This is a genomic window from Winogradskyella tangerina (assembly GCF_003260205.1).
GTDB lineage: Bacteria > Bacteroidota > Bacteroidia > Flavobacteriales > Flavobacteriaceae > Winogradskyella > Winogradskyella tangerina.
In genome coordinates this window covers 183,141-204,675 of the sequence record NZ_QERF01000007.1, presented here as the reverse complement: position 1 = coordinate 204,675, position 21,535 = coordinate 183,141, and the positions used below count along the sequence as shown (strand labels likewise).

The following is a 21,535-nucleotide window of genomic DNA, read 5'->3' as shown; positions in this document are numbered from 1 at the left end:
AATAAGTTTGTTTTATAAAACCCTTCTATTAGGATATATTTGTAGGATAAACTCAGAAGTTAAAAATTACAAATTCAGCACATGAAATTTATTGTTTCAAGCACATATTTATTAAAGCAACTCCAAGTCCTAGGTGGTGTCATTAACAATAGCAATACACTTCCTATTTTAGATAACTTTTTATTCGAGCTTAGCCAATCAAAATTAACCGTTTCAGCAAGTGATCTAGAAACTACGATGTCATCAACCATTGATGTTGAAAGTGATTCTGAAGGAAGCATAGCTTTACCTGCACGTTTGTTGTTAGACACCTTAAAGACGTTTCCTGAGCAACCATTAACATTTGTTGCTGAGGATAATAACACTGTAGAAATTAGCTCAAATCATGGTAAATATGCATTAGCATACGCAGATGGCGCTGAATTTCCAAACGCGGTTGCCGTAGAAGACGCCAGTAAAACTACCATCATGGGAGATATTTTGGCGACAGCTATAAGCAAAACAATATTTGCTGCTGGGAATGACGATCTCAGACCAGTAATGAGTGGTGTGTTCTTTCAGTTTTCGCAAGACAATTTAACCTTTGTTGCTACTGACGCACATAAACTTGTAAAATATACCAGAAACGATGTTAGCGCAACTGAATCTGCAGAATTCATTATGCCTAAAAAGCCATTGAATTTGTTAAAGGGTATTTTGGCTGGAAATGACGATGATGTACTTGTAGAATACAACGAGTCTAATGCGAGGTTTACTTTTGACAATTCTGTTTTAATTTGCCGTTTAATTGATGGTAAGTATCCAAATTATGAAGCGGTTATTCCGAAGGAAAATCCAAATAAATTAGTGATCGGCAGAACACAATTTTTAAATTCGGTGCGTCGTGTGAGCATATTCTCGAATAAAACTACTCACCAAATTCGATTAAAGATCGCAGGTGCTGAACTAAATATTTCAGCAGAAGATATTGATTATAGCAACAAAGCCGAAGAACGCCTTAGTTGCGATTATCAAGGTGATGATATGCAAATTGGATTTAACTCACGTTTCTTAACAGAAATGATCAATAACTTAAACTCTGACGATGTACAGTTGGAAATGAGTTTACCAAATAGAGCTGGAATTTTAACTCCAATTGACGGGTTAGACGAAGGTGAGCACATTACGATGCTTGTTATGCCAGTTATGCTGAACAACTAATTAACTATACATAAATACTATAAAAAAATGCTCATCAGAATTGATGAGCATTTTTATTACCTCTTGTGAACAACTGAAATCATTCAGTACAAATAACTAACTAACAAAATTAAGAGATAATGGATAGCTAGGTAATTCACCATTACTAGCCTTTATTGCATTTACAATTGGCATGACAAACGCCAGGATACCAATTAATATAAACGTCAGGATTCCCAATCCGAAAACAAATATTAACGGAATGCTTAGAATACAATACACAATAACACTTAATTGAAAGTTCAAAATAGCTTTACCGTGTTCATCCAAACCTTCTACACGATCCTTTTGCGATGCCCAGATCACTAGCGGAACTATAAGTCCACCAAAACCAGTGATATAAGTCAACAATTGGGTTAAATGTGTAATCACCAATAATTGATTGTCGGTTCTTTTAAGCGTATGATAATTTGATTCCATGATTATTTTAAGTTAACACTTATGTGACGCATTTTTTCAAATTATGTTACAAAAAAAGAGCACAATTTTTTGTGCTCTTAAAAAACGAATGAATAAATAATGCTAATTATCCTGAATATCTTTATTGTTTTTCTTACCTGTCATTAAACTGACAAGCACACCTATTAAAATAATACAGACTAATGCGAATACAGCGATCATAACCACGCCATTATTCCAGTCATAAATAAGCAAATTATGTTTCATTGATTGACTATTTAAATTTACACTTGCTAAATTATGAACACCTTTTCGCAATTAAAATGACATTTGTCATTGAATGTTTATACTTACGAGATGTAATAAGTTGCCCATACCTGACAATGGTTATCTGTATTTCAAAATTCCACCTTTGAGATCATATATTTCATCAAAGCCAAGTGCTTCTAATCTTTTGGCAGCTTGCCTACTCCGACTTCCACTTCTACAATACACATAAATAGCTTTTTGCTTATTGAAATTATTAAAACTCATTTTGAACTTTCCTGAGAAAAAATCTATGTTTATTGCACCTTTTAGATGACCCGATTTATACTCTGCTGGAGTTCTAACATCTACGAGCTGTACGTTTCTGTGTTCGATTTTTGACTTAAACTCTTCTGGTGTGAGAACTTTAATGACTGTATTCTTTGAAGTTGTTGAACCAAATAATGAAGCAAAAAAAGACATCGTTAAAATATTATTCGTTAAAAATTAATTGAAATTAAATTTCATTAAAATTATGCCATAAAACGAAGCTAAGTTGTAACATTAGTTACATTGAAAGTTCTTTATAAATAATGTACACACCCATTATCAAAACGAACCATCCAAAGCCTTTTTTAAGCTTCTTCCCTTCTATAAAATTTGAAAGATAAATTCCCAGAAAAATACCAACCGTTGAAATTGATGTGAAAATTAACAGAAACGTCCAATCAATTTCTAAATTTTCGACGTCACCAATAAAACCAATCAAGGATTTAATAGCAATAATTAGTAATGAAGTAGCTACTGCTTTTTTCATTGGTAGCTTGGCCAATAATACCAAGGCCGGTATTATTAGAAAACCTCCTCCTGCACCGACAATACCTGTAATGACTCCCACCAGAATTCCTTCAATAATAATGAGTGGATAGTTATATGAAATTTTAGTTTCTTCGCTCGAATCTTCGCGCTTATTTCTAATCATAGATAAGGATGCCACCAGCATAACTATTGCAAAAAACAACATAATGGCAATGTCTTTGGTTAAGATAAAATCGCCAATAGAAAAGACTTCTTCTGGTATTGCAGGGACTAGATACTTTCGGGTTACATAAACAGCAATAAAAGCGGGAATGGCAAAAACAATGGCTGTTCTAAAATCAACCAATCCCTTCTGAATATTTCTAATTGCGCCAACTAACGAAGAAACGCCTACAACAAAAAGCGAATAAGCAGTTGCCGTAACAGGATTAACGAAAAGTAAATACACCAATATAGGAACTGTTAAGATAGATCCGCCGCCGCCTATAAGACCTAACACGACTCCTATAAATAAAGCACCAACATAACCAAAAACTTGATTGATTTCCATGTATTCGTATTAAATGGTTGTCAAAACTAAGGGCGACACCAATATTTTGCAGTAACAATTGTTACAATTCTCATTACTCGGTTCTATCGCATCTGAAAAAATGAATTGAAGATAGCTAATTAATTCGGTTTCTAACTAGTTTATGAATAGAATGCTTTAAAGATTGATTTTTTATTCGATTTCAACTGCTCCTTCCCTATCATATGTACTATTTCTTTTCCAGACAATGTTCGTCGAGTAGATTCAAATTCTTTAAACCCTGTAAACCTTAAGCAAAATGTTTACCAGTAAAAGTAAAAATTTACTAACACTTTGTTATCTTGAAAGCATGCTTTCAAGGATTTATTAATAACCTAAAAAAGTAACCAACTAAAATTTTTAATACTGATAACTTTTACCCAAGAATACTACTCAATTTAAACATTGGGAGATACATTGCGATCAGAATAAAACCTACAAACAATCCAATAAATAAGATAATGACTGGTTCCATTATTGTCGAAAGCATTTTAGATCGTTGTTGTACTCTGGCATTATATTGATCGTTGAGTCGCTCGAACATCAATTGTGTTTGATTTGTTTCTTCCGCAACTTTCACTAGGGCAATCATTTTTTCATCGAAGAGTTTATTTTCACTCAAACCTTGACTAAACGTCTCGCCTTTCAATAGTTGCTGTTCAACTTTTTGAAGCGCTTTAGTCAACGGATAGTAATTAATCATCTTCTTTACGAGACCAATACTATTTACAATTGGTACTTTAGATGCGGTTAACAGCGAAATAGCCTGTGTAAACTGCGACAGGTAAACCATTTTTACAAAATTCCCAACGAATGGGATTCTATCTATTACAGAATCTTTAATCTGCTGATACCAACGCTTTTTGTTCAAAATAAATCTCGACAAAAAGAGTATTATTAGCACGAGCAATAGAAGTAGTCCATAAGATTTAATAAATTCAGAAATAGAAATCACAAAAACAGTAACCCCTGGCATTTCAACGTTTTGTTGTCTAAAAATATCTTCAAACATGGGTACTACAAACTGAAGCATAAAAATCACTACTAAAATTGCCGTTGTGAGTATAATACAGGGATATGTAAGTGCATTGATTAGTTGTTTTTGCTGTTCATTTTTTCGGCTATAAAAATTGCCAAGCTGAGCTGAAATTTTAAATAATGTACCCGTTTCCTCGCCTATTTTGATGGAATGGTATTCATAGTCCGTAAATTCTTTATGGGTTCTTATGGCATCTGAAAAGCTCATACCAGAAATCACATCGTCTAGTACATGCTGCAATATGGCAGCTGTACGCTTTCGCTTTTGGGTATTTTTTATAAGTTCTAAAGCTTCTTTTAAATTGATTCCTGCTTTTAATAATACCCCAAGTTCCGTGTAAAAGTCCTCTTTTATTTTATTAGAAAACGCCTTTTTTAAAACAATAACCTCCTTCTCTAAAAGCGTGGTGATTTTAGAATGCTCTTCAGACTTTACAGATGATTTCGATATATTATCTAATTGAAACGCCATTTAGTCTATTAAGTGTTTTGAATCATTGGGTTTAAACATAAAAATTGCACGGTCTTTATAGGTTTCTGCTAATTCTAATTTGATGGCATCGAGTTTACCTTTGGTAATTTCAAGCCCTTTAAAGTAGAACGTAGATTTTGCAATTGGCAAATAAAAAGTATCTAAATCTTTAAGCACATAATCCTTTTCAAATCGATATACGGTCGAATCTAATACAGTTTTAAATTTAATAGTGTGTTGAAGTGCATTAAAGTCGATAGTATTATATCGATGAATATCTACCCATAAGACTTCGTGAAGTCGATTATACTCTGTATTTAAGTTGAAATTTTTCTGAATAGACCACATGTGCCGTTGCACAAGTGTAAGTACGGTAAAAGCTAAGCCAATCACAATGGATGTAATAATCATTACAATTACCATTTCATTAAGTGTTAATGCGTTAACTTTAGTTTTCATCGACGATAAAAGGTTTTTTCGATAGTCTTTGGAGCTGTTAACCGAGTCGCCTTTAGACTCACTTTGGCCTCGTTTTTAATTGGTATAAATTCAATATCCCAACCATCATATTCATCATAATAGGGCAAACTAAGCATGTCATTAATGTATAGATATTCGATCTCAAAAAGCTTGCTTGAAATGGCTCTAGTATTACCTTTCATACTGCTTGTAAAGAGGTTGTTTAATATTAAACTCGAAACAACAAAGATCAACATAATGAGCACGGTAGCTATTAAGGTCTCCATCAATGTTGCTCCTTTTATTTTTTTTAATATAACCATTTTGCAATTCCTTTAGGTGAATTTTCAAATCCTAGTCCTACAAATTTCTCATGTAATACGGTGACATCAATCAGTGCATTAAAGAGGTGATTTTGATAGGTCGATCCTGCTTCCTTAATTATGAAATTATTGGTATACACCGAACCGTAAACCGTACCTCTCAACTCTAAATTCTGCTGGCAATAGATTGTACCTTCAACTATGGCATTGGCACTTATTTTGAGTTGAGCATCATAATTATCTACTTGGGTCTCTCCTAGTATTAAAATTTGTCCAGAAACGACGGAACCGTCAGCTATAGCAATCCCTGATGACTCTCCGATTTTATTTTTTTCGTAGTCTTTTTGAAGAATTAAGGCGGAAGGATAAGCCAAAGTAACGCCCTTTTTCACATCAATTTGTTCTGTTGCTATTGCTTGAAAAGATCCTGAAACCTCCGTTCCAATTTCAATAATTGGTGCTATCAGCAAAATATCTTGTAGTTCTGCTGTTGAATCAACTGTTATTTTAGTCTCCGATTGAATGATAAGGTGTCCTAATACTGTAATATCTGCTAATAGGATTTCTGAAGTATCATAGATCACTTGTATCGAATCTTCAAAGGAGTTCTTTAGAATTTTTTGTCCTCGAATGTGTTTGTATTCCATCGTTGAACCCGCGTACTTACTGCGAGATATATCTTCTAAATAACCCAAAAATTCAGTACTCAAATGTGGTAAGTTATTACTTAATAATGATTTGCCATTGATATATTTTCCACCAGAAAAAGATTGTCCCGCAATATTACCTGATTTCACGCCACGATAAGGCAGATGGGACTTCCCAGTAATTCTGGTCTGCCCTACGAGTACCAAAGGTTTATTATTATCTTGAAGATAAAGGGCGGGTGTATTAGTATCTTTCAACTGACCGACGAGTGCTACTTTGCTTAGCTTAGTAGTTTTACGTTTTGCTTCGACATAGATCCTTTCAAACCCTCCCCAATAACTGCCATATATGGAAATAGATTTAAAGTCCTTATTGGGTGAATCAATGGCTATGGTATCATTAAGAGTCATTTCTGAATAAAGAAATGAATCAATGCCATAGTTTACCAGGTTCACCATCTCAATAGTATGGTTAGTTTTAATACGAAATTGCTTATGTAAATGCATAAGTAATATAAACGATGAAAGCAGTAGTGCAATAACCACAACTACAAAAGTTACTAATTGTAAAGCACCTGCCCTTAGTTTCATAACTATTGTTTTATAGGGAAAGCCTTTGTTTGCATTTTAAAGCGCAAGGCGAGCGACTTTGCATTGCCATGAATCAGTTTAATATTGTCTTTGACCTGTCCTTTTTTTAGTAAATGCTGTTTGCCATTGATGGATAAGATGTACATGACATTTGATCCACTTTTTATAATCCCCTGATATGTTATTTGAGGCCAAACCACTCTTTTCTTTTTAGATTTAGTTTTAGATCTTTCTTTTTTAACATAGGTGCCTAAAAAAGGATCTCTATTGACTTTAGCGACTGAGAATGTGTCAACATGGTTTTCAATTTTGAAGTTGGTAATTGAAACCTTGTCTTCCTTTTGAAATTCTGGCACTTCTGGATTTAGAGCAACAATAATTTTATAGGCAATAGTACCCCAAACGGCGATTACTAATACTAATAATACATATGTTTTTTTCTTAGTCTTCAATAGTTAGATTTTGGGTTGAATATGGCGTTTCGTAAGCAAAATTGATGGCTTTTATACGCCATTGATAATTGCCGTTTTCTAAAGTTCTAGAAAAGTTGGTTGTTGTAATTGTAGAATCCTCAACAATTAGAATGGCATTCTCAAAACTTGGTTGCGCCACCTGAAGCTGATAAGAGTCTGCATATTCTAAAGGTTGCCAAGAGAAATTAATGGTTGATTCAGATACGACGCTATTATCTACCGGTGCTAAAACATTTACTGACTCATTAGAAATATCCTCTACTTCGATAAGATCTTCACAACTAAATATTACACAACAAAAGAAAAGTATTAAAATCATTCTGCCCATAGCTTAGAATTGAAGAATTAAGTGGTAAATTAGAACAATTCTTGCTCATTTAACTATGGTTTTAGCTTAGAAAAGCTAAGCAAAACTACTATCAATTTAGTTTCACTAATATCTTTTTAAAAGTAAAAACCACAGTCAATGGCTGTGATTTTTAAATATACTTACGACGAATACGATTCAGCGGTGATAACAACGAAATTATTATGAAACCTATATCTCCAGCTTATTCTCTAAAATTACAAAAAGCTCCTACATGTCTGTAAGAGCTTTTATTTTTGTTTTATCTGTACCGTCACTCGTCGCAGACGCGCTAGCGGAAGAATGCCAAATCTAGTGGGTAAAGTTTCTTAAAAAAATATCCAAATTAACCTCAATATTAGTTAGAAAATCCTTGTTAAAAACAAAAAATTCTGAATGTTCTGGAAAACGAAATTCAATATAATCTTTTGATAATTCTAAAAAACTAAAAAACTCATCACCCTTGTTTTTGATTGATAGATAATGATGACTATTTGTTATTGAGTAATTTTCAATTTCAACGGATTCATTAAAATTTTGATAATAATTATATAAACACCTTAGTACACTTAGATAATTCCCACTTTTTTCTGAATTTAAAGAATCTATAATTGAACCTATATCATCTAATAATTTTTTCTTGTTTCTCATAATTATAACTTTATTCTAGGTTTTTTAAATGGATTAAAAAAATAATGAAGTTTCCCTTCTAATCCATAGTTTAAATGGGTAGTAAAAATAGGTTTTCCATAATTCGTATTGAAACTATGTCTTTCTAATGAAAAATGATATTTTGTTTTAGTATTTATTAAGCGAAATCTAAACATTAAGTCATCTGTCACACTTCGTGATGAACTCATAACAAATTTAGATTCTGAAATAAATATTGTTGCCTTAATTGATGCGCTTATCGGTACTACATTCATCATTCCGAAAATACCATGATCTAATTTCTCATTTCCCGTCACACCATATCCATTAAGATGTGTTATTCTCATATCAAAAGGGTTCATAGATTGAAGGAAAATTGAAGTATCATTAGCAAATCCATAACTCATCTGAGCAAAAATATTAGATGACTGAGACCAATCATCAACCCATGTATTCTCTCTCGCGGTTACCTCGCCCGTCCATGGAGTTCGATTTTTTCCAAATTGGGGTTCAGTAAACATGGATGCAAATACCGCACCAATTGGCGTATATTTACCAACTAATCTTCTATTAAAATCTGTTTTAACATCTGCAATCGATTTTCCAACATAAGCAAAACCTTCAGGAGTATTTTCTCTTGATGTTACATTACCGTCCCAAACATATAATTCGGTTTTTACATTAAGTATCCAATCTTTGATTTCATCTAAGGAATCAGAAAAATATTTTTTATATTTCGCACTACTCTTTTTCTTTTTATGGCTTACGACGTCTACAAAATTGTACCTTGTGGCTGCAGCACTATGTAAATCTCTACCATAGCCTCCATCTAAATGTGATCCAGAATCGGCTCCAGAAGGATCCGCCCAAAACACTGGGTTATTATCAAAGGCATGGTATGGTGAATATTCATAATGTAGTACGGGATCTAGAGCCGTCCATCTAGCTAGAGCCGGGTCGTACTGTCTAACATCCATCTCATACCAATCAATACCAAGAGACTCTTCTAGTTCCATACCGTTGTACTTAAACTTACTCGCCATAGCATTACTATTAGAAGAAACATTTCCATTATAACCTTTATGTTTTAACCCAAAAGGATAGTAATTATTTTCTTCAATAATATCTAAACTTACATTACTGGCATTATTTTGATTAATATCCATATAAGTAAGGCGAATATTTCCTAGATGATCAACATACTGATAGGCATAATTAAAGTTTGTGCCATCTGGTTCCACATAGCCTTCAGGGGTTGAAAACATCTGCAATTCTGCTGGATTACTACCAGACTGTTGGTAAATAAAACTCCCCGCATATTCTGTTGTAGTTCCTGTACTCACTATTTTTTTTAGTTTTACACCTGTTGCATCATAAATGTACTGAATATTCCCCGAAGCAAAGGTCACTTGCGTTGGTAAATTGAGGTAGTTGTATGTAATATTCGATGAAATACCTTTATTTAGATCGGTAAGCATATTTCCACTATCATCATAGGTATATTCTGTAGTTACATCAGCACCATCTACGAATCCATAATCAGGGTTAGCACTATCATCAACTTTTATGAGTTTATTACTATCGGTTTGGTAAGTATAGTCCAGATCGTCCATATCACCAAAATCACCAGAAATCGCACGGTCAGGTTGCGGAACAACATGCCCTTTTCGTTTTAAACTAAGAATATTCCCATTTTTATCATAGGTAATATTTTCAACATTATATCTAGACCAATAACCTCCACCAGCAAACTTTGCCACTTTTAAACGGTTTAAGGCATCGTATTGGTAATAATATGAAAAGGGCGTATTATCATTTGCAGTAGTCCATCTGGTATAGAATATATTACCATTATATAAGTGTAGAGCATGTGTCGTATTCGGTGAATTGTTATAATGTATATCAAATCCGAACAGATCATTACCTAAGGAACCAGCATCATTTATATTTGTTAGCCAACCTCTTATATTATAACTGTAATCAATGTCTTGTAATCGGCTACTTCCTTCTTCGCCACCAACACCTTTAGTTTCTAATTGACCACGATCGTCATAAAAATGTTCTGCAATAACTTCATCTAATGTAGCACTATTGATATTCTGTTTATGCAGTACTAAGCGATCCATATGGTCATATTCGAATCTATCAATAATGTTAATTGTCGTGGAATTCTTTGTGTGATCTGTATCCGTTTTAACAATATTACCAACAAAATCTAAAGTGCTTTCAACAGAATCTGTAGCACCTAAATACTGATTTTTGCTTTTGGTAACTATAGCTCGTCCTTTAACATCGTAGCCCATAATAGTAGTTATCCATTTCGCAGGTGTAACATCTAGTACTTTAACCTTCGTACCAGTAGATAGTCCTTTAGTTAATTTTTGGGTCGATGTATTGTTATTATAATTAATAACAGACTGCCCATCCACAGAGGATGGTAAGGTCAACCCATCTAAATCAAATGAATAATCGTCATAGTAATTCACAGTTAATATCTCATCAATATTGAAGGGGTAGGCGTTGTTGGTGTAATAGGTACCTAGATAACCTGTGCCTGTTGACACCTTTTCCTCATATTGCGTTGCTGTGGTATGCGTGTTAACCAAATTTTGAAAATAAGCTCTAGACGCAATAGAATTTTCTAAACCAGTATAAGCCACGCGACCAAATTTATCATATTTAGTAACTAACCATTTCCCTTGTGCCCATAAGGTGCGATTACGAGTCATGACTGGCTGGTCTAATTTATTGTAAACAATGTGTTCCCATCCTGAGGTACCAGGTATTCTTTTTTCCACCAACCGGTTCCGGTCATCATAACGATATTGGTAGCAAAGACCATCAAGCGTAACATTATTGACATCATCCACTTTAGGTGGAATAACATATGTTAGATTTCCGTAAATGTCATATACATAGTAGGTATCGTGTTTAGCATCGGTTTGTGAACTACCGTTAACTACTGAATTACCATAGGTTCGTTTTAAGATCACCCTTCCTTCAGCATCCTTATACTCTTCTATTGTATGCGCCTTAGTACTAGAACTATCATCGTAGTTTTCATCTTGAACAACACTTTTGTAGAGTTCGTTGGCATTATAGGTGCCATTATCTTGAAGACTTGGGATATATGTGATTACACCACCAGTATTATCATAAGTCAATTGAACACTGAAATTTCTAACGTTATCAGACGCACTATTGCTTAAATAGCTCATACCAATCTCGTGATTGTGTCCTATTTTCCAGGCTTCTCCTGTTGCTCCCTGTTGAAGTACCCTATTTAGTGGAGCACTTTCAAACAATTGTTCAGAATATGGATTAATATCTAAGGTGGTCATCCCTGGAAAGTCATCATCAAAAGCTGTATCGTCATAATAACTATTGGTTTCACTGAGTCCTCCTGTGCGATAAGGACCTGCCGCTAAGTCAGAAGTATATGGTAAATATTCTTTGGCAGTTCTTCCATACTGATCAAATTCAATATGGGTGATGATATCTTCAGAATTACCTCCAGCCCGAATTCCAACCGCTTGCATAGGCCTGCCAAGTCCGTCAAAATAGGTTACGGATTCTATTTTCTCATTATTATTTAGACCACTAACACTAGTGGTTGCCGTTTGTGGTATTAAGGTGTGTACGAAGTTTTCATCACTAAGTACTGTATTTTGAGATCCGCCACCACTAGTGATTGTTACATTTAAAGTTTCAACTGGTCCACCAAAGTCATTAATAGTTACTGACCCACTACCCACAGCACCCCAGACTACTGTGGCGTGATAGGTAGTATTTCCTTTAGTACCAGTGGTCCATGTGAAGGCCACAGTTCCACCAACTGAAGACCATGAAGCTGACAATATGAATGGATTACTGTAGGAGTAATTGTGAGAACTACCAGATAAAACGGTTGTTGGTCCTATTATACTCTGTGCTGTAACAAATGCTGATAGGCTCATAAATAGAGCTACCATTACTATAATTCGATTTGAAATATTTATACTTTTCTTCATGGTAGTTTCTAATTAAGAGTTAAGGTTTCAATACTATAATTGATGATTTGCGGATCGGCTTCAGAAGTTGGGTTAGTAATTTGAATTTCAGCTGAAATACCTTCTGAAGTTCCAACGATTTTCAGATTTAATACATAATCATTTAATGATCCTGTCAGTGTAATACTTCCTGTTTGGGTGTTTTGATCCCAATAATCCCCTATAGTACTTAATGATATGCTAACTTCTTTTTCACTCGTATAGTTATTCTGCTTCCATAGAAGTGTATTTCCTTGCTTGGTAAAGGTTGTAAAAACATAATTATTGTCTTCACCAGACTCATCAATTGCAGTAAAATCCGTCAGGGTTTGTTGTGCGTAAAGTGAAGTGCTGCAAATTACCAACACCACCGTAACTACTAGTTTATATAATGTTTTCATCTTTAATTCAAATTTTTAGGTTAGTACTGGTTTTTGTAATTATAGCTGTTCTCACTTAAGATATGACCGCTGGTATCTTTAACCCTCAATAATCGGTTTAGCTCATCATACTCATAGGTCATTTCATATTCCTTGTCGTCCTCGCTACTGATAAGTCCTTTTATAGGGTCATAGCGATAGAAGGACACAAATGTGTTGGTAATACCTCTTAGTGTTGTTTCATCTGATGCGCTCAAATTTCCACTAGGAGGCGTGAAAGTTCCTCCAAATGCTGATTCAATGGACGCATAATCAATATTAGTAAGTTTTGCTACAGGAAGCGTTCCATTAAAACCGTAGATGTAGCAAATTTTTATACCGTCCTCTTGACTCACCTCTTTTGGGTTTTCGTAATCATCGTAATCATGAAAATTGATGCGTGTCGTTGGTGTTAATGTATTTTTACCAACCCTTACTTCTAGAGGAAGTACAATCCCAGTATCAAATTCGTTATAAACGTTGTAGGTAGTACTTAATTTGGTGCCATTTCTAAAGGATTCAACCTCAAGTACTTCCTCAATCTTATTTATGCTAATAAGATCGTTCTTTACGGCTATACTATTACTGCCCAAGTCTGGACCTACTGGATAATAATATTTAGTTTGTAAATGTTCTTGTGTGCCTGATTTAAAATAATAGGCATCTTCCTGACTTATAAGATTGTTATCAGCATTGTATTGAAATTGTTGCTCTGTACTTTTAATATTCGGCGTACCGTTTTCGTAGAAATATTCGTTGGTATTCGTTTCAGTAAGTTGAGCCAACGTACTGTTAATAACGGTCACCTTTTGTAAGGCTGCGACACCACCGCAATTATAATAAGTATCTTTTGGTCCAGAAGAATAGGTGCATCCATTAGTATTGTCTGGTATACCACTAAGTAAGCTAGAATATTTATCATACCAATGAGCCTCAGCACAATCAGGATTTTTATAGGCAAATCTTGCTGAGTACAATGCACTTTCTGTAAAGGTGTAATTAGGCACTTCATCATTCCCCACGACAGTCACATTGCTCACCTCTTTTAAAATATCATTGTTGGCATTATAAATACGCTCCTTTAATAATAGACCACGTTTGAAGTCAATATTAGGTGCAGGTGTTGGATTTGGTAAATTGAAAACTGTAGAAGGTGATGGATAATCGTAAGCAGATGTATAGTTATAAGTCGTGTATCCGTTTCCAGTTTCAAATACTTTTACATGTCGGTATCCAACATAACCGCCCTGTGTAGCCTGAACTCTCGTACCTTTCTCAGTGACCTCATATTCAGATTTAACAGGATTTCCACTAGAACCAAAACTCTCAGGACAACTATCGCTAAAAGATTTGAGTTTATAACTTCTAAATAGTCGATAATATTCAGAATCTAAAACTCCTGATGACATATCACTGTCATTTTCGTCATCATAATTGACTATAATCCGGCGTTCAACTTCGGCTGATAACGGATCATTTTTAAAAATTACTTGTTCTACTCTAAAACCACCAGCAAAAACAAATTTATCAATGGGTGTGTTGAAGTTTTTATATCCAATACACATTGCTACATTATAATTGGTTCCTGTTGTTAACGTACCAAAACGGATTTCATAGGTGCCAGAATCAACGGTGAACTTAACTTCTTCAGCATCCAGAGCGAATCGCTGAAGATAATTATTAGGTCCTGTAATTTCAATGAATGCATTTTGCTGTTCGGCTACTGTTGCTGTTGTAGCACCACGCTGATAAACAACTTCTTGAGTTTGTGAAACCATAAAACTTGTAAAGAATGATGAACCGGCATAAGCATTTTGTGTAGCACTATTAAAGGTTTGTGAAACTGATGTTGCATTGAAATTGTCAGGGTTCTGATCACGATACTCATCATCTGTAAGTTGTGTATTTCCGAAATATGAGGCTGTATGTTTGCCAAATACAAATTCTTTTGCGCCACCTGTTGGATAAATAATTCGTTTGAGCAGTCCTTTTTTAAGAGAGCCACTATTGGGTTCATATATTCCACAGTCGGTCGTACCTGTACCAACATAGTATCCCCAATCATCAGTTAGATTGATATTGTCAAAGCCAGGAAGAGAAGCTTTGTCATCATATTCTAGAATGTAATCTAGATTAATTGATCCAGCCGTTTCGGTAATTTTAGTGAGCCATAATCTTGATTGAGAAGGTATAATGGACGTATCCGTTGTGGTTTCATATGTCATGCTATAGGTCTTATTGGTGGAAGCACCATTCTTTATAGCGATACTCTGTAATTGAGCTCCGTTAGTCTCTGGGTGATTATTTATGGAGTTAAATTCTACACTGGTTCCATCTCTAAAATTAATTGTAGATAATTTTTGAGTCTGCGCACTAATTTGGTAATAGGACAATGATTGTTTTGGTTCAAGCCTAGCTTCATTGTCTTGTACATCCTGATTATTAAAATTTGGATTTCCTTGTAGACTTGTTAATCTGTTGTAAGTGCGTGAGACAGAAACAATATAAGTCTCATTATAAGTGGAGTCATAACCAAAGGTTACCAAATTTTCACCATGAGCATTTTTAACAGACGTTAGATGCCAAGCTGTATTTAAATTGATATATTCTTGACTTCCAGATACTGGAACGACACCTTCAGGATCTCCTTGAGGTATGGTACCACTAAATGTTGTCGGTAAGGACGTTTCTATTTGATCGAAAGTATAAAGGTATCCATTAGTATCTGTGATTCTAATCTCGTCAATTGTATTTGCCCCAAAACCAACCTGACTTCCATTATTATATAATACAATATCTAAGTTACTGCCCTGGTTGAGCTGTTTGGCTTTAAGGTCATTTCCATCTTTAACTACTACAAAACGCCCTGAATAACCCATAAAATCGAATTGATATAAGTCAAGTTCAGTGTCATATTTATCCAGACTTGTTCCATTAGCCTTCCAATTGTATTCCTCTTTTTGAGGGAATGTTAGACTTTCATAATCCCAATATTCGGTTAAATGATGCGCACCAGTTTTAATCCCGATATAACCATTAGTGTTCTTCTTTATTTCATCGGGTACATCTCTCACGGTGCGAGATATTGCACCTCCAGCAGCTAATGTCCAGCCAGTTCCAGTCCAACCGGATCTACTATTTATTTTAACCCCCTGAGTATTATAACTCAAGCCAATATTCATGCTCAATTTATTGGTGATTGGTTTGGAATAAATTGGTATTGAAATATTAGGTTGACCGGTATAATAACTTATTGGCACTTCTTCAAACTGCATAAGGTTGGCCACTGTTGGAGAGGGAGGGATTACTTCGGGAAGTTCTTGTGCCATTAGAAATGGCGACAAAGCCATGATAAAAATCAGGCTAATAGTAAGTTTACGTTTCATCTTCGGAAATATTAAGATTAATAATGAAGGTCATTAAACAATTCAATTGATTGTTAACCTTTAGATAACTTTAGTTTTATGGATTTTGATGTAAATTTATAGTTCCCATTTTCATAAAAATTAGGGTTTTCACACAGTTTTTCTATGTAAAAACCCTAATAGGAATTTCTGTTGACCATATAATTTAGTGTTGAACTTTATCGAACTCTTCCCTTAGGGGTTCGGCATTATTATTCTATGGATAAATTTTTTGAATACGCTTATCGTTGAAGAAGAACCTTTGATGGTAGAACCTATGAAATTAGCGCTAGAGCAAATTGGGGATAATAACGGACTATTAGATTTTAAAATCAAAATTGTTACAAGTTGCGATTCGGCTATTAATGAAATTAAACGAGCAGTGCATTCAGATCCTATTGATCTCGTTTTATTAGATATCCATCTCTTACCTTCTTCTAATGGCTCTTATGTTTCTGGGGAAGATATTGGTGTCGACATACGCAAGTATTTCCCTAATGCGAAGATTATTGTCTTAACATCCTATAATAACAATTTTAGACTCAATAATATCCTTAAGAATCTAAATCCTGAAGGGTTTCTTATTAAAAGAGAACTCAATTTTGAAAAACTTAATAACGCCATAGTTTCGGTAATTGAAGACTGTCCGTATTACAGCAAATTGATCTTGCAACTAATGCGACGTCATATCACAAATGACTTTACCCTCGATAGGATAGATCGGCAGCTCTTGTATCAATTATCTAAGGGTGCGAAGATGAAACATCTTTCTGAGATTATACCACTTTCAAAAAGTGCTATAGAATTACGAAAACGAAATCTAAAGGAGGTATTTGGTGTCGAAGAAGGTGACGACAGACACCTTATCCTTAAAGCTGAAGCCTGCGGATTTATTTAATATCAACAGCCTATGAAATTAAAAATATCAAATAAAAAGCTTAAAGCTTTTAGTCTTCAAGAGGTGCTCATAGTGCTATTAATAATAGGTGTTTTTATGCTTATTGCACTTCCAAATCTTATGCCATTGGTTGTTAAAGCAAAGAGTATTGAAGCTCAAATGCAGCTGAAGTATATATACAATAATCAAACTTCACATCGCTACCTATATTCTAAATACAGTGCTGATCTTTATGAATTAGATTTTGAGGCGCCTAAAACCGTAAAGGAAAATGGTACAAGTAATTATACTTATGAAATTTTAAGTGCCGACAACACCACCTTTGTGGCCAGAGCAACAGCAATAACAGATTTTGACGGCGATGGGATTTTCAACGTTTGGGAAATCAACGAAACAGGCGCACCAAGGCAAATTATAAAGGACTAATGATAGTAATAAAACTCATATTAATAAGCTGTATTGGTCTTATATCTTATCAGGATATTAAAGATCGACAGGTCTATTGGTTTCTCTATCCAATACTTGGCATAAGTAGTGCTATTTTATTTTATAACAGCACCCTACCAGAATTATTTTTTGTTTCTATTGGTATGAATCTATTGTTTGTTTTGACACTTATAATAATTCTAATAGTCTACGCAAAAATGAAACTTAAAATGAAAATAAATGAAGCCATTGGTTTAGGAGATATACTGCTATTCTTTGGTCTTGTATTCTCATTTTCAACATTATCGTTTTTAGTTCTTTTTGTATTCTCACTGCTGTTTTCGTTAATTCTTCATCTCATTGTAAAAAAATATTCTAAATGGCCTTCGGTTCCTTTGGCAGGCTACATTAGTTTATTTTACGGCATTGCATATGCATTGCATTGGTCTGGGTTTACAAATTCATTATATGCTTACTAAATAATGGTGAAGGATGATTTTAAAATACCAGTCCATCTAACTCAACTTATTAGTAGTGAGCAAGCTCATGCCTATCAAATTATTCCTATCGATGACAATGCCAATGGATATACGTTTAAGTCTCATAACACCACTGAAAAATTCAAGCAGGAATTAGAAATTATTTTAGGCAAGGACGTTTCTTTGGTAAATGAATCAAAAGATAATATCCAGCAATATCTGGCTGTAAATTTCAGAAAACGAGAGCAGTCAAGTTCTGAAGCCTTTAGCTATTCCACAGACTTTTTGGAAAAACTTCTTTCAACAGCCAAGCACATAGGTAGTAGCGATGTTCATTTTGAAATTTACGAGGAACGCTGCCGTGTAAGACTGCGTCTCGATGGTAAACTAAAAGAGTATTTTATCATAGAACCTGATCAATATCCTATTATTGTCAACAAACTAAAAATAAAAGCAGGATTAGATATCTCCGAAAAACGCCTACCTCAAGATGGCCGAATATCAATTAATACCGAATACGAAGAATTTGATATTAGAGTATCCTCCTTACCCACTTTACACGGTGAAAAAGTAGTTTTAAGAATATTAAGTAAAGATTCTGATCAATTAGAATTAGAGGATCTTGGATTTACTAAAAAAGAACTAAGATCGTATTTAGAGACCATTAAAAAACCAAACGGTATAGTTTTAATTTCTGGTCCGACAGGATCTGGTAAAACAACAACACTCTATGCGACCTTAAAACTTTTAAATGACGAAAAAACAAATATTCTCACCATCGAAGACCCCATTGAATACACCCTTGAAGGTATAAATCAGGTACAGTTAAAAGAGAGTATTGGATTAGATTTTTCGAGTACCCTTCGTACGTTTTTGAGACAGGATCCTGATGTAATTATGGTTGGTGAAATCAGAGATGCAAAAACAGCCAATATGGCAATTAGAGCCGCATTAACAGGTCACTTGGTCTTATCTACCATCCATACAAATTCGGCTTGGGCCACCATTTCTAGGCTCATTGATATGGATATACCTGCCTTTTTAATTGCAAATACATTAAATATAAGTATAGCCCAACGTCTGGTTAGAAAACTTTGCTCGACTTGTAAAATAGAGAAGCCAGTGAGTGCTTCAGACTTTCCAGAACAATTTGAGATGCCTAAAGACTTAGTAAATCATTACGTCGCTGTGGGATGCCACGACTGCTATTTTACTGGATATTATGGTCGAAAGGCGATTTACGAAATTATCCCTATTTCCAAAGTGTTGGTGGAGCATATTAAATCTAATCAATTAGAGATCGATGATTATTTGATTGAAGAAGGTATTGCAACGCTTAAAACCAACGCTATTGAACTTATAAAGAATGGTGAAACTTCTATCGAAGAAGTATATCCCTTATTAATTGAATAGTAATTAGTAATAACCTAATTACTTCAAGATAAAACAGAATTGATGAAATTATTTCTAAAAATAGTACTAACCCTTTTCATAGTTAGTCTGGGTCATTCACAGAACAGTCCAAGACTGATGCAAATAGATGCACAATTAGAACAGCTTTCTATTGAAAACCCAGGGTTTGCGGACACTCTTGATGCTAACATAGCATTAAATGATGTGACTCTACCAAATTTTCTTTTGGCGGTTTCTAACATTCATAAAATAAATATTAATGTCTCTGCTGATCTTAATAACATCAATATTAAAAACAATTTTTCGAATGTCACCGTTTCAGATATGCTGTTATTTTTATGTAAGGAATATAGTCTAACCATAGAATTCACTAAAAATATTCTATCCATAAAACGATATGAAGAAACTCCGGTAGAACAGGTTTACCCCTTTTCAATTCGGTACGATCCCATTGAAAATAAAATTGATTTAGACGCTAACAATAATCAACTCCATGAAGTTTTTAAGGAGATAATGGATCAAAGTGCTAAAAATTTGCTCTTTGCTCCTGGTATGGAGACCATGAAATTATCCGTCTATATCAAATCAACAGATTTTGATACTGCAATGGACAAACTGGCCTTGAGTAATAATCTAAAGCTTACCAAAACACGGGATAATTTTTATGTGTTTGATAAAGTTCTTAATTCAGGTGAAAATGCCTCGAATAATAGGCTTAGCCAACGAATTAATCCCAACTTAAATTTCAAAATCATAGATACCACTTTACAGTTATTGGAGGTTGATTTTAAAAATGCCCCCTTACAAAATATTATAGAAACCATTGGTGAGGCCCTAGATATAAATATGTTTATGGCTTCTCCCTTAGACGATGCTGGAAATGCGACCGTCAAAGCAAAGTCCATCAGTTTCGACAATCTATTAATCAAGCTTTTTGAACCACAATCCACAAGTTTAGTAGACCCAACAGCTAATAATAACCAAAATCGCAAAACCGCCACTGTAGCCTCCTTAAATCGTTATACCTTTAAAAAGGAAGACAACATTTATTTCTTTGGTACCGAAAAGCAGCTTAGTGTTAGGAAAGTTGAAATCATAAGATTAAAACATAGGTCGGTTAATATGATGGCTGACCCTCAAAATCTGAGAAGTGGAAATACCATTAGAGATAATTATCAGGCAGCCGAACAAGGGTTTAGAAATCAACTTAACTTTGGGTTTAATAACAACAATCTAAATGCCGTTAATAACAGACCACAAAACAGAAACTTTAATACCAACTCAAGTATTTCTCCTGCAAATGAAAATGCTAGTACTATTCTCGATTTAATTCCAGAGGAGGTTAAAGAAGGATTAGAATGTAAAATTGATATTGAGCTTAATAGTATTTATGTTACTGGTACTGGCGCAAAAATTGAATTTTTTAAAAAATTTATTCAAAGTATAGATAAGGCTATTCCTGTTATTCTGATTGAGGTAATGATAGTTGAAGCCCAGGTATCTAGTACTGTTGAGGCTGGTGTAAGTTGGGGAATTGGCAATGAACCAACAACGACACAAGGTTCGTTATTTCCAACCACAGATATCAATGTTGGTGCCGAAACAATAAACAGGATCATAGGCGGATTTAGCAGCACTTCTGTATTTAATTTTGGTAGAGTTGTACCAAACTTTTTTGCCACTGTAAAAGCCATGGAGACTAATGGCGATCTAAAAATTAAATCGACGCCAAAATTAGCCACTCTAAACGGGCATAAAGCATCGTTCTCAAATGGTCAAACCTCCTATTATGCCGTGGTACAAAGAAACATTATTGGAACAGATAACCCTCAGACTTCAGAAATTCGGAACTACTTCCCTATTGATGCTAAACTGGGTTTAGAAATTAAACCTTATGTCACAGGTGATAAAGAAGTGCTACTAAATATTAATGTCATACAGTCGAGTTTTGGACAACGCATTGCTGATGATGCACCACCAGACATAAGCTCTAGAAATTTTTCCTCTGTTGTTAGAATGAAAGATCAAGATATTGCCGTATTAGGTGGTCTTGAAGAAAACTTCTCTAATAATTCGGGTTCTGGTGTACCCTTTTTAGCTCGGATTCCCATAATAAAATGGCTATTTAGCAAACGCGTTAGAGAAGGTAGAAAATCAAAGTTAACCGTATTTATTAAGCCAACTGTTATTCAATAAT

The 21,535-nt window shown here is 34.4% G+C and carries 20 protein-coding genes; 6 read left to right on the top strand and 14 right to left on the bottom strand.

The window, feature by feature from the left end:
* Positions 1–81: 81 nt before the first annotated feature.
* The gene (dnaN, locus tag DDY94_RS11305) at positions 82–1,200 is read left to right on the top strand and encodes a DNA polymerase III subunit beta (RefSeq protein WP_111684221.1); all 1,119 of its coding nucleotides are present in this window, start codon (positions 82–84) and stop codon (positions 1,198–1,200) included.
* A gap of 96 nt (positions 1,201–1,296) precedes the next feature.
* On the opposite strand, the gene DDY94_RS11300 is transcribed toward dnaN, so the two are convergent.
* The 14 genes from DDY94_RS11300 to DDY94_RS11240 form a co-directional block, all read right to left on the bottom strand.
* The gene (locus DDY94_RS11300) at positions 1,297–1,659 is read right to left on the bottom strand and encodes a DUF4870 domain-containing protein (RefSeq protein WP_111684220.1); all 363 of its coding nucleotides are present in this window, start codon (positions 1,657–1,659) and stop codon (positions 1,297–1,299) included.
* A 102-nt stretch (positions 1,660–1,761) separates the two neighbouring features.
* Positions 1,762–1,905, bottom strand: a complete 144-nt coding sequence (locus DDY94_RS16245) for a hypothetical protein (RefSeq protein ID WP_198658950.1) — start codon at positions 1,903–1,905, stop codon at positions 1,762–1,764.
* A 120-nt stretch (positions 1,906–2,025) separates the two neighbouring features.
* The gene (locus tag DDY94_RS11295; RefSeq protein ID WP_111684219.1) at positions 2,026–2,367 is read right to left on the bottom strand and encodes a rhodanese-like domain-containing protein; all 342 of its coding nucleotides are present in this window, start codon (positions 2,365–2,367) and stop codon (positions 2,026–2,028) included.
* Between the two features lie 85 nt (positions 2,368–2,452).
* Complete coding sequence (locus tag DDY94_RS11290) at positions 2,453–3,253, bottom strand: sulfite exporter TauE/SafE family protein (RefSeq protein ID WP_111684218.1); 801 nt, start codon at positions 3,251–3,253, stop codon at positions 2,453–2,455.
* A 394-nt stretch (positions 3,254–3,647) separates the two neighbouring features.
* Positions 3,648–4,781, bottom strand: a complete 1,134-nt coding sequence (locus DDY94_RS11285; protein ID WP_111684217.1) for a type II secretion system F family protein — start codon at positions 4,779–4,781, stop codon at positions 3,648–3,650.
* Complete coding sequence (locus DDY94_RS11280; RefSeq protein WP_111684216.1) at positions 4,782–5,240, bottom strand: PulJ/GspJ family protein; 459 nt, start codon at positions 5,238–5,240, stop codon at positions 4,782–4,784.
* Entirely contained in the window at positions 5,237–5,563 is a 327-nt protein-coding gene (locus tag DDY94_RS11275; protein ID WP_111684215.1) for a type IV pilus modification PilV family protein, read from the bottom strand. Before DDY94_RS11275 ends, DDY94_RS11280 begins: the two co-directional genes overlap by 4 nt.
* Positions 5,551–6,801: a hypothetical protein gene (locus DDY94_RS11270; protein WP_111684214.1), complete on the bottom strand. Its 1,251-nt coding sequence runs from the start codon at positions 6,799–6,801 to the stop codon at positions 5,551–5,553. Before DDY94_RS11270 ends, DDY94_RS11275 begins: the two co-directional genes overlap by 13 nt.
* Before the next feature lie 2 nt (positions 6,802–6,803).
* Positions 6,804–7,253 (bottom strand): hypothetical protein, encoded by a 450-nt coding sequence (locus tag DDY94_RS11265; protein ID WP_111684213.1) that lies wholly within the window; start codon positions 7,251–7,253, stop codon positions 6,804–6,806.
* A complete protein-coding gene (locus tag DDY94_RS11260; RefSeq protein ID WP_157957305.1) occupies positions 7,243–7,593 on the bottom strand; it encodes a hypothetical protein in 351 nt (116 codons plus the stop codon). The genes DDY94_RS11265 and DDY94_RS11260 overlap by 11 nt, the downstream gene beginning before the upstream one ends.
* A gap of 339 nt (positions 7,594–7,932) precedes the next feature.
* Positions 7,933–8,271 (bottom strand): hypothetical protein, encoded by a 339-nt coding sequence (locus tag DDY94_RS11255; protein ID WP_111684211.1) that lies wholly within the window; start codon positions 8,269–8,271, stop codon positions 7,933–7,935.
* A gap of 2 nt (positions 8,272–8,273) precedes the next feature.
* Entirely contained in the window at positions 8,274–12,281 is a 4,008-nt protein-coding gene (locus DDY94_RS16275; protein WP_111684210.1) for a DUF6443 domain-containing protein, read from the bottom strand.
* Positions 12,282–12,289: 8 nt separating this feature from the next.
* On the bottom strand, positions 12,290–12,700 hold the full coding sequence (locus DDY94_RS11245; protein ID WP_111684209.1) for a hypothetical protein: 411 nt from the start codon (positions 12,698–12,700) through the stop codon (positions 12,290–12,292).
* A 20-nt stretch (positions 12,701–12,720) separates the two neighbouring features.
* On the bottom strand, positions 12,721–16,104 hold the full coding sequence (locus DDY94_RS11240) for an RHS repeat domain-containing protein (RefSeq protein ID WP_157957304.1): 3,384 nt from the start codon (positions 16,102–16,104) through the stop codon (positions 12,721–12,723).
* Between the two features lie 250 nt (positions 16,105–16,354).
* Between DDY94_RS11240 and DDY94_RS11235 the strand changes: the two genes are divergently transcribed.
* Genes DDY94_RS11235 through DDY94_RS11215 form a run of 5 tightly spaced genes read left to right on the top strand, consistent with a single transcriptional unit; the run spans position 16,355 to position 21,534 of the window.
* A complete protein-coding gene (locus DDY94_RS11235) occupies positions 16,355–17,020 on the top strand; it encodes a response regulator (protein ID WP_157957303.1) in 666 nt (221 codons plus the stop codon).
* Between the two features lie 12 nt (positions 17,021–17,032).
* The gene (locus DDY94_RS11230; RefSeq protein ID WP_111684206.1) at positions 17,033–17,446 is read left to right on the top strand and encodes a type IV pilin protein; all 414 of its coding nucleotides are present in this window, start codon (positions 17,033–17,035) and stop codon (positions 17,444–17,446) included.
* Positions 17,446–17,925 (top strand): hypothetical protein, encoded by a 480-nt coding sequence (locus DDY94_RS16235; RefSeq protein ID WP_111684205.1) that lies wholly within the window; start codon positions 17,446–17,448, stop codon positions 17,923–17,925. Before DDY94_RS11230 ends, DDY94_RS16235 begins: the two co-directional genes overlap by 1 nt.
* A 3-nt stretch (positions 17,926–17,928) precedes the next feature.
* The gene (locus DDY94_RS11220) at positions 17,929–19,338 is read left to right on the top strand and encodes a GspE/PulE family protein (RefSeq protein ID WP_111684204.1); all 1,410 of its coding nucleotides are present in this window, start codon (positions 17,929–17,931) and stop codon (positions 19,336–19,338) included.
* A 42-nt stretch (positions 19,339–19,380) separates the two neighbouring features.
* Positions 19,381–21,534 (top strand): type II secretion system protein GspD, encoded by a 2,154-nt coding sequence (locus DDY94_RS11215; RefSeq protein WP_111684203.1) that lies wholly within the window; start codon positions 19,381–19,383, stop codon positions 21,532–21,534.
* Position 21,535 lies beyond the last annotated feature (1 nt).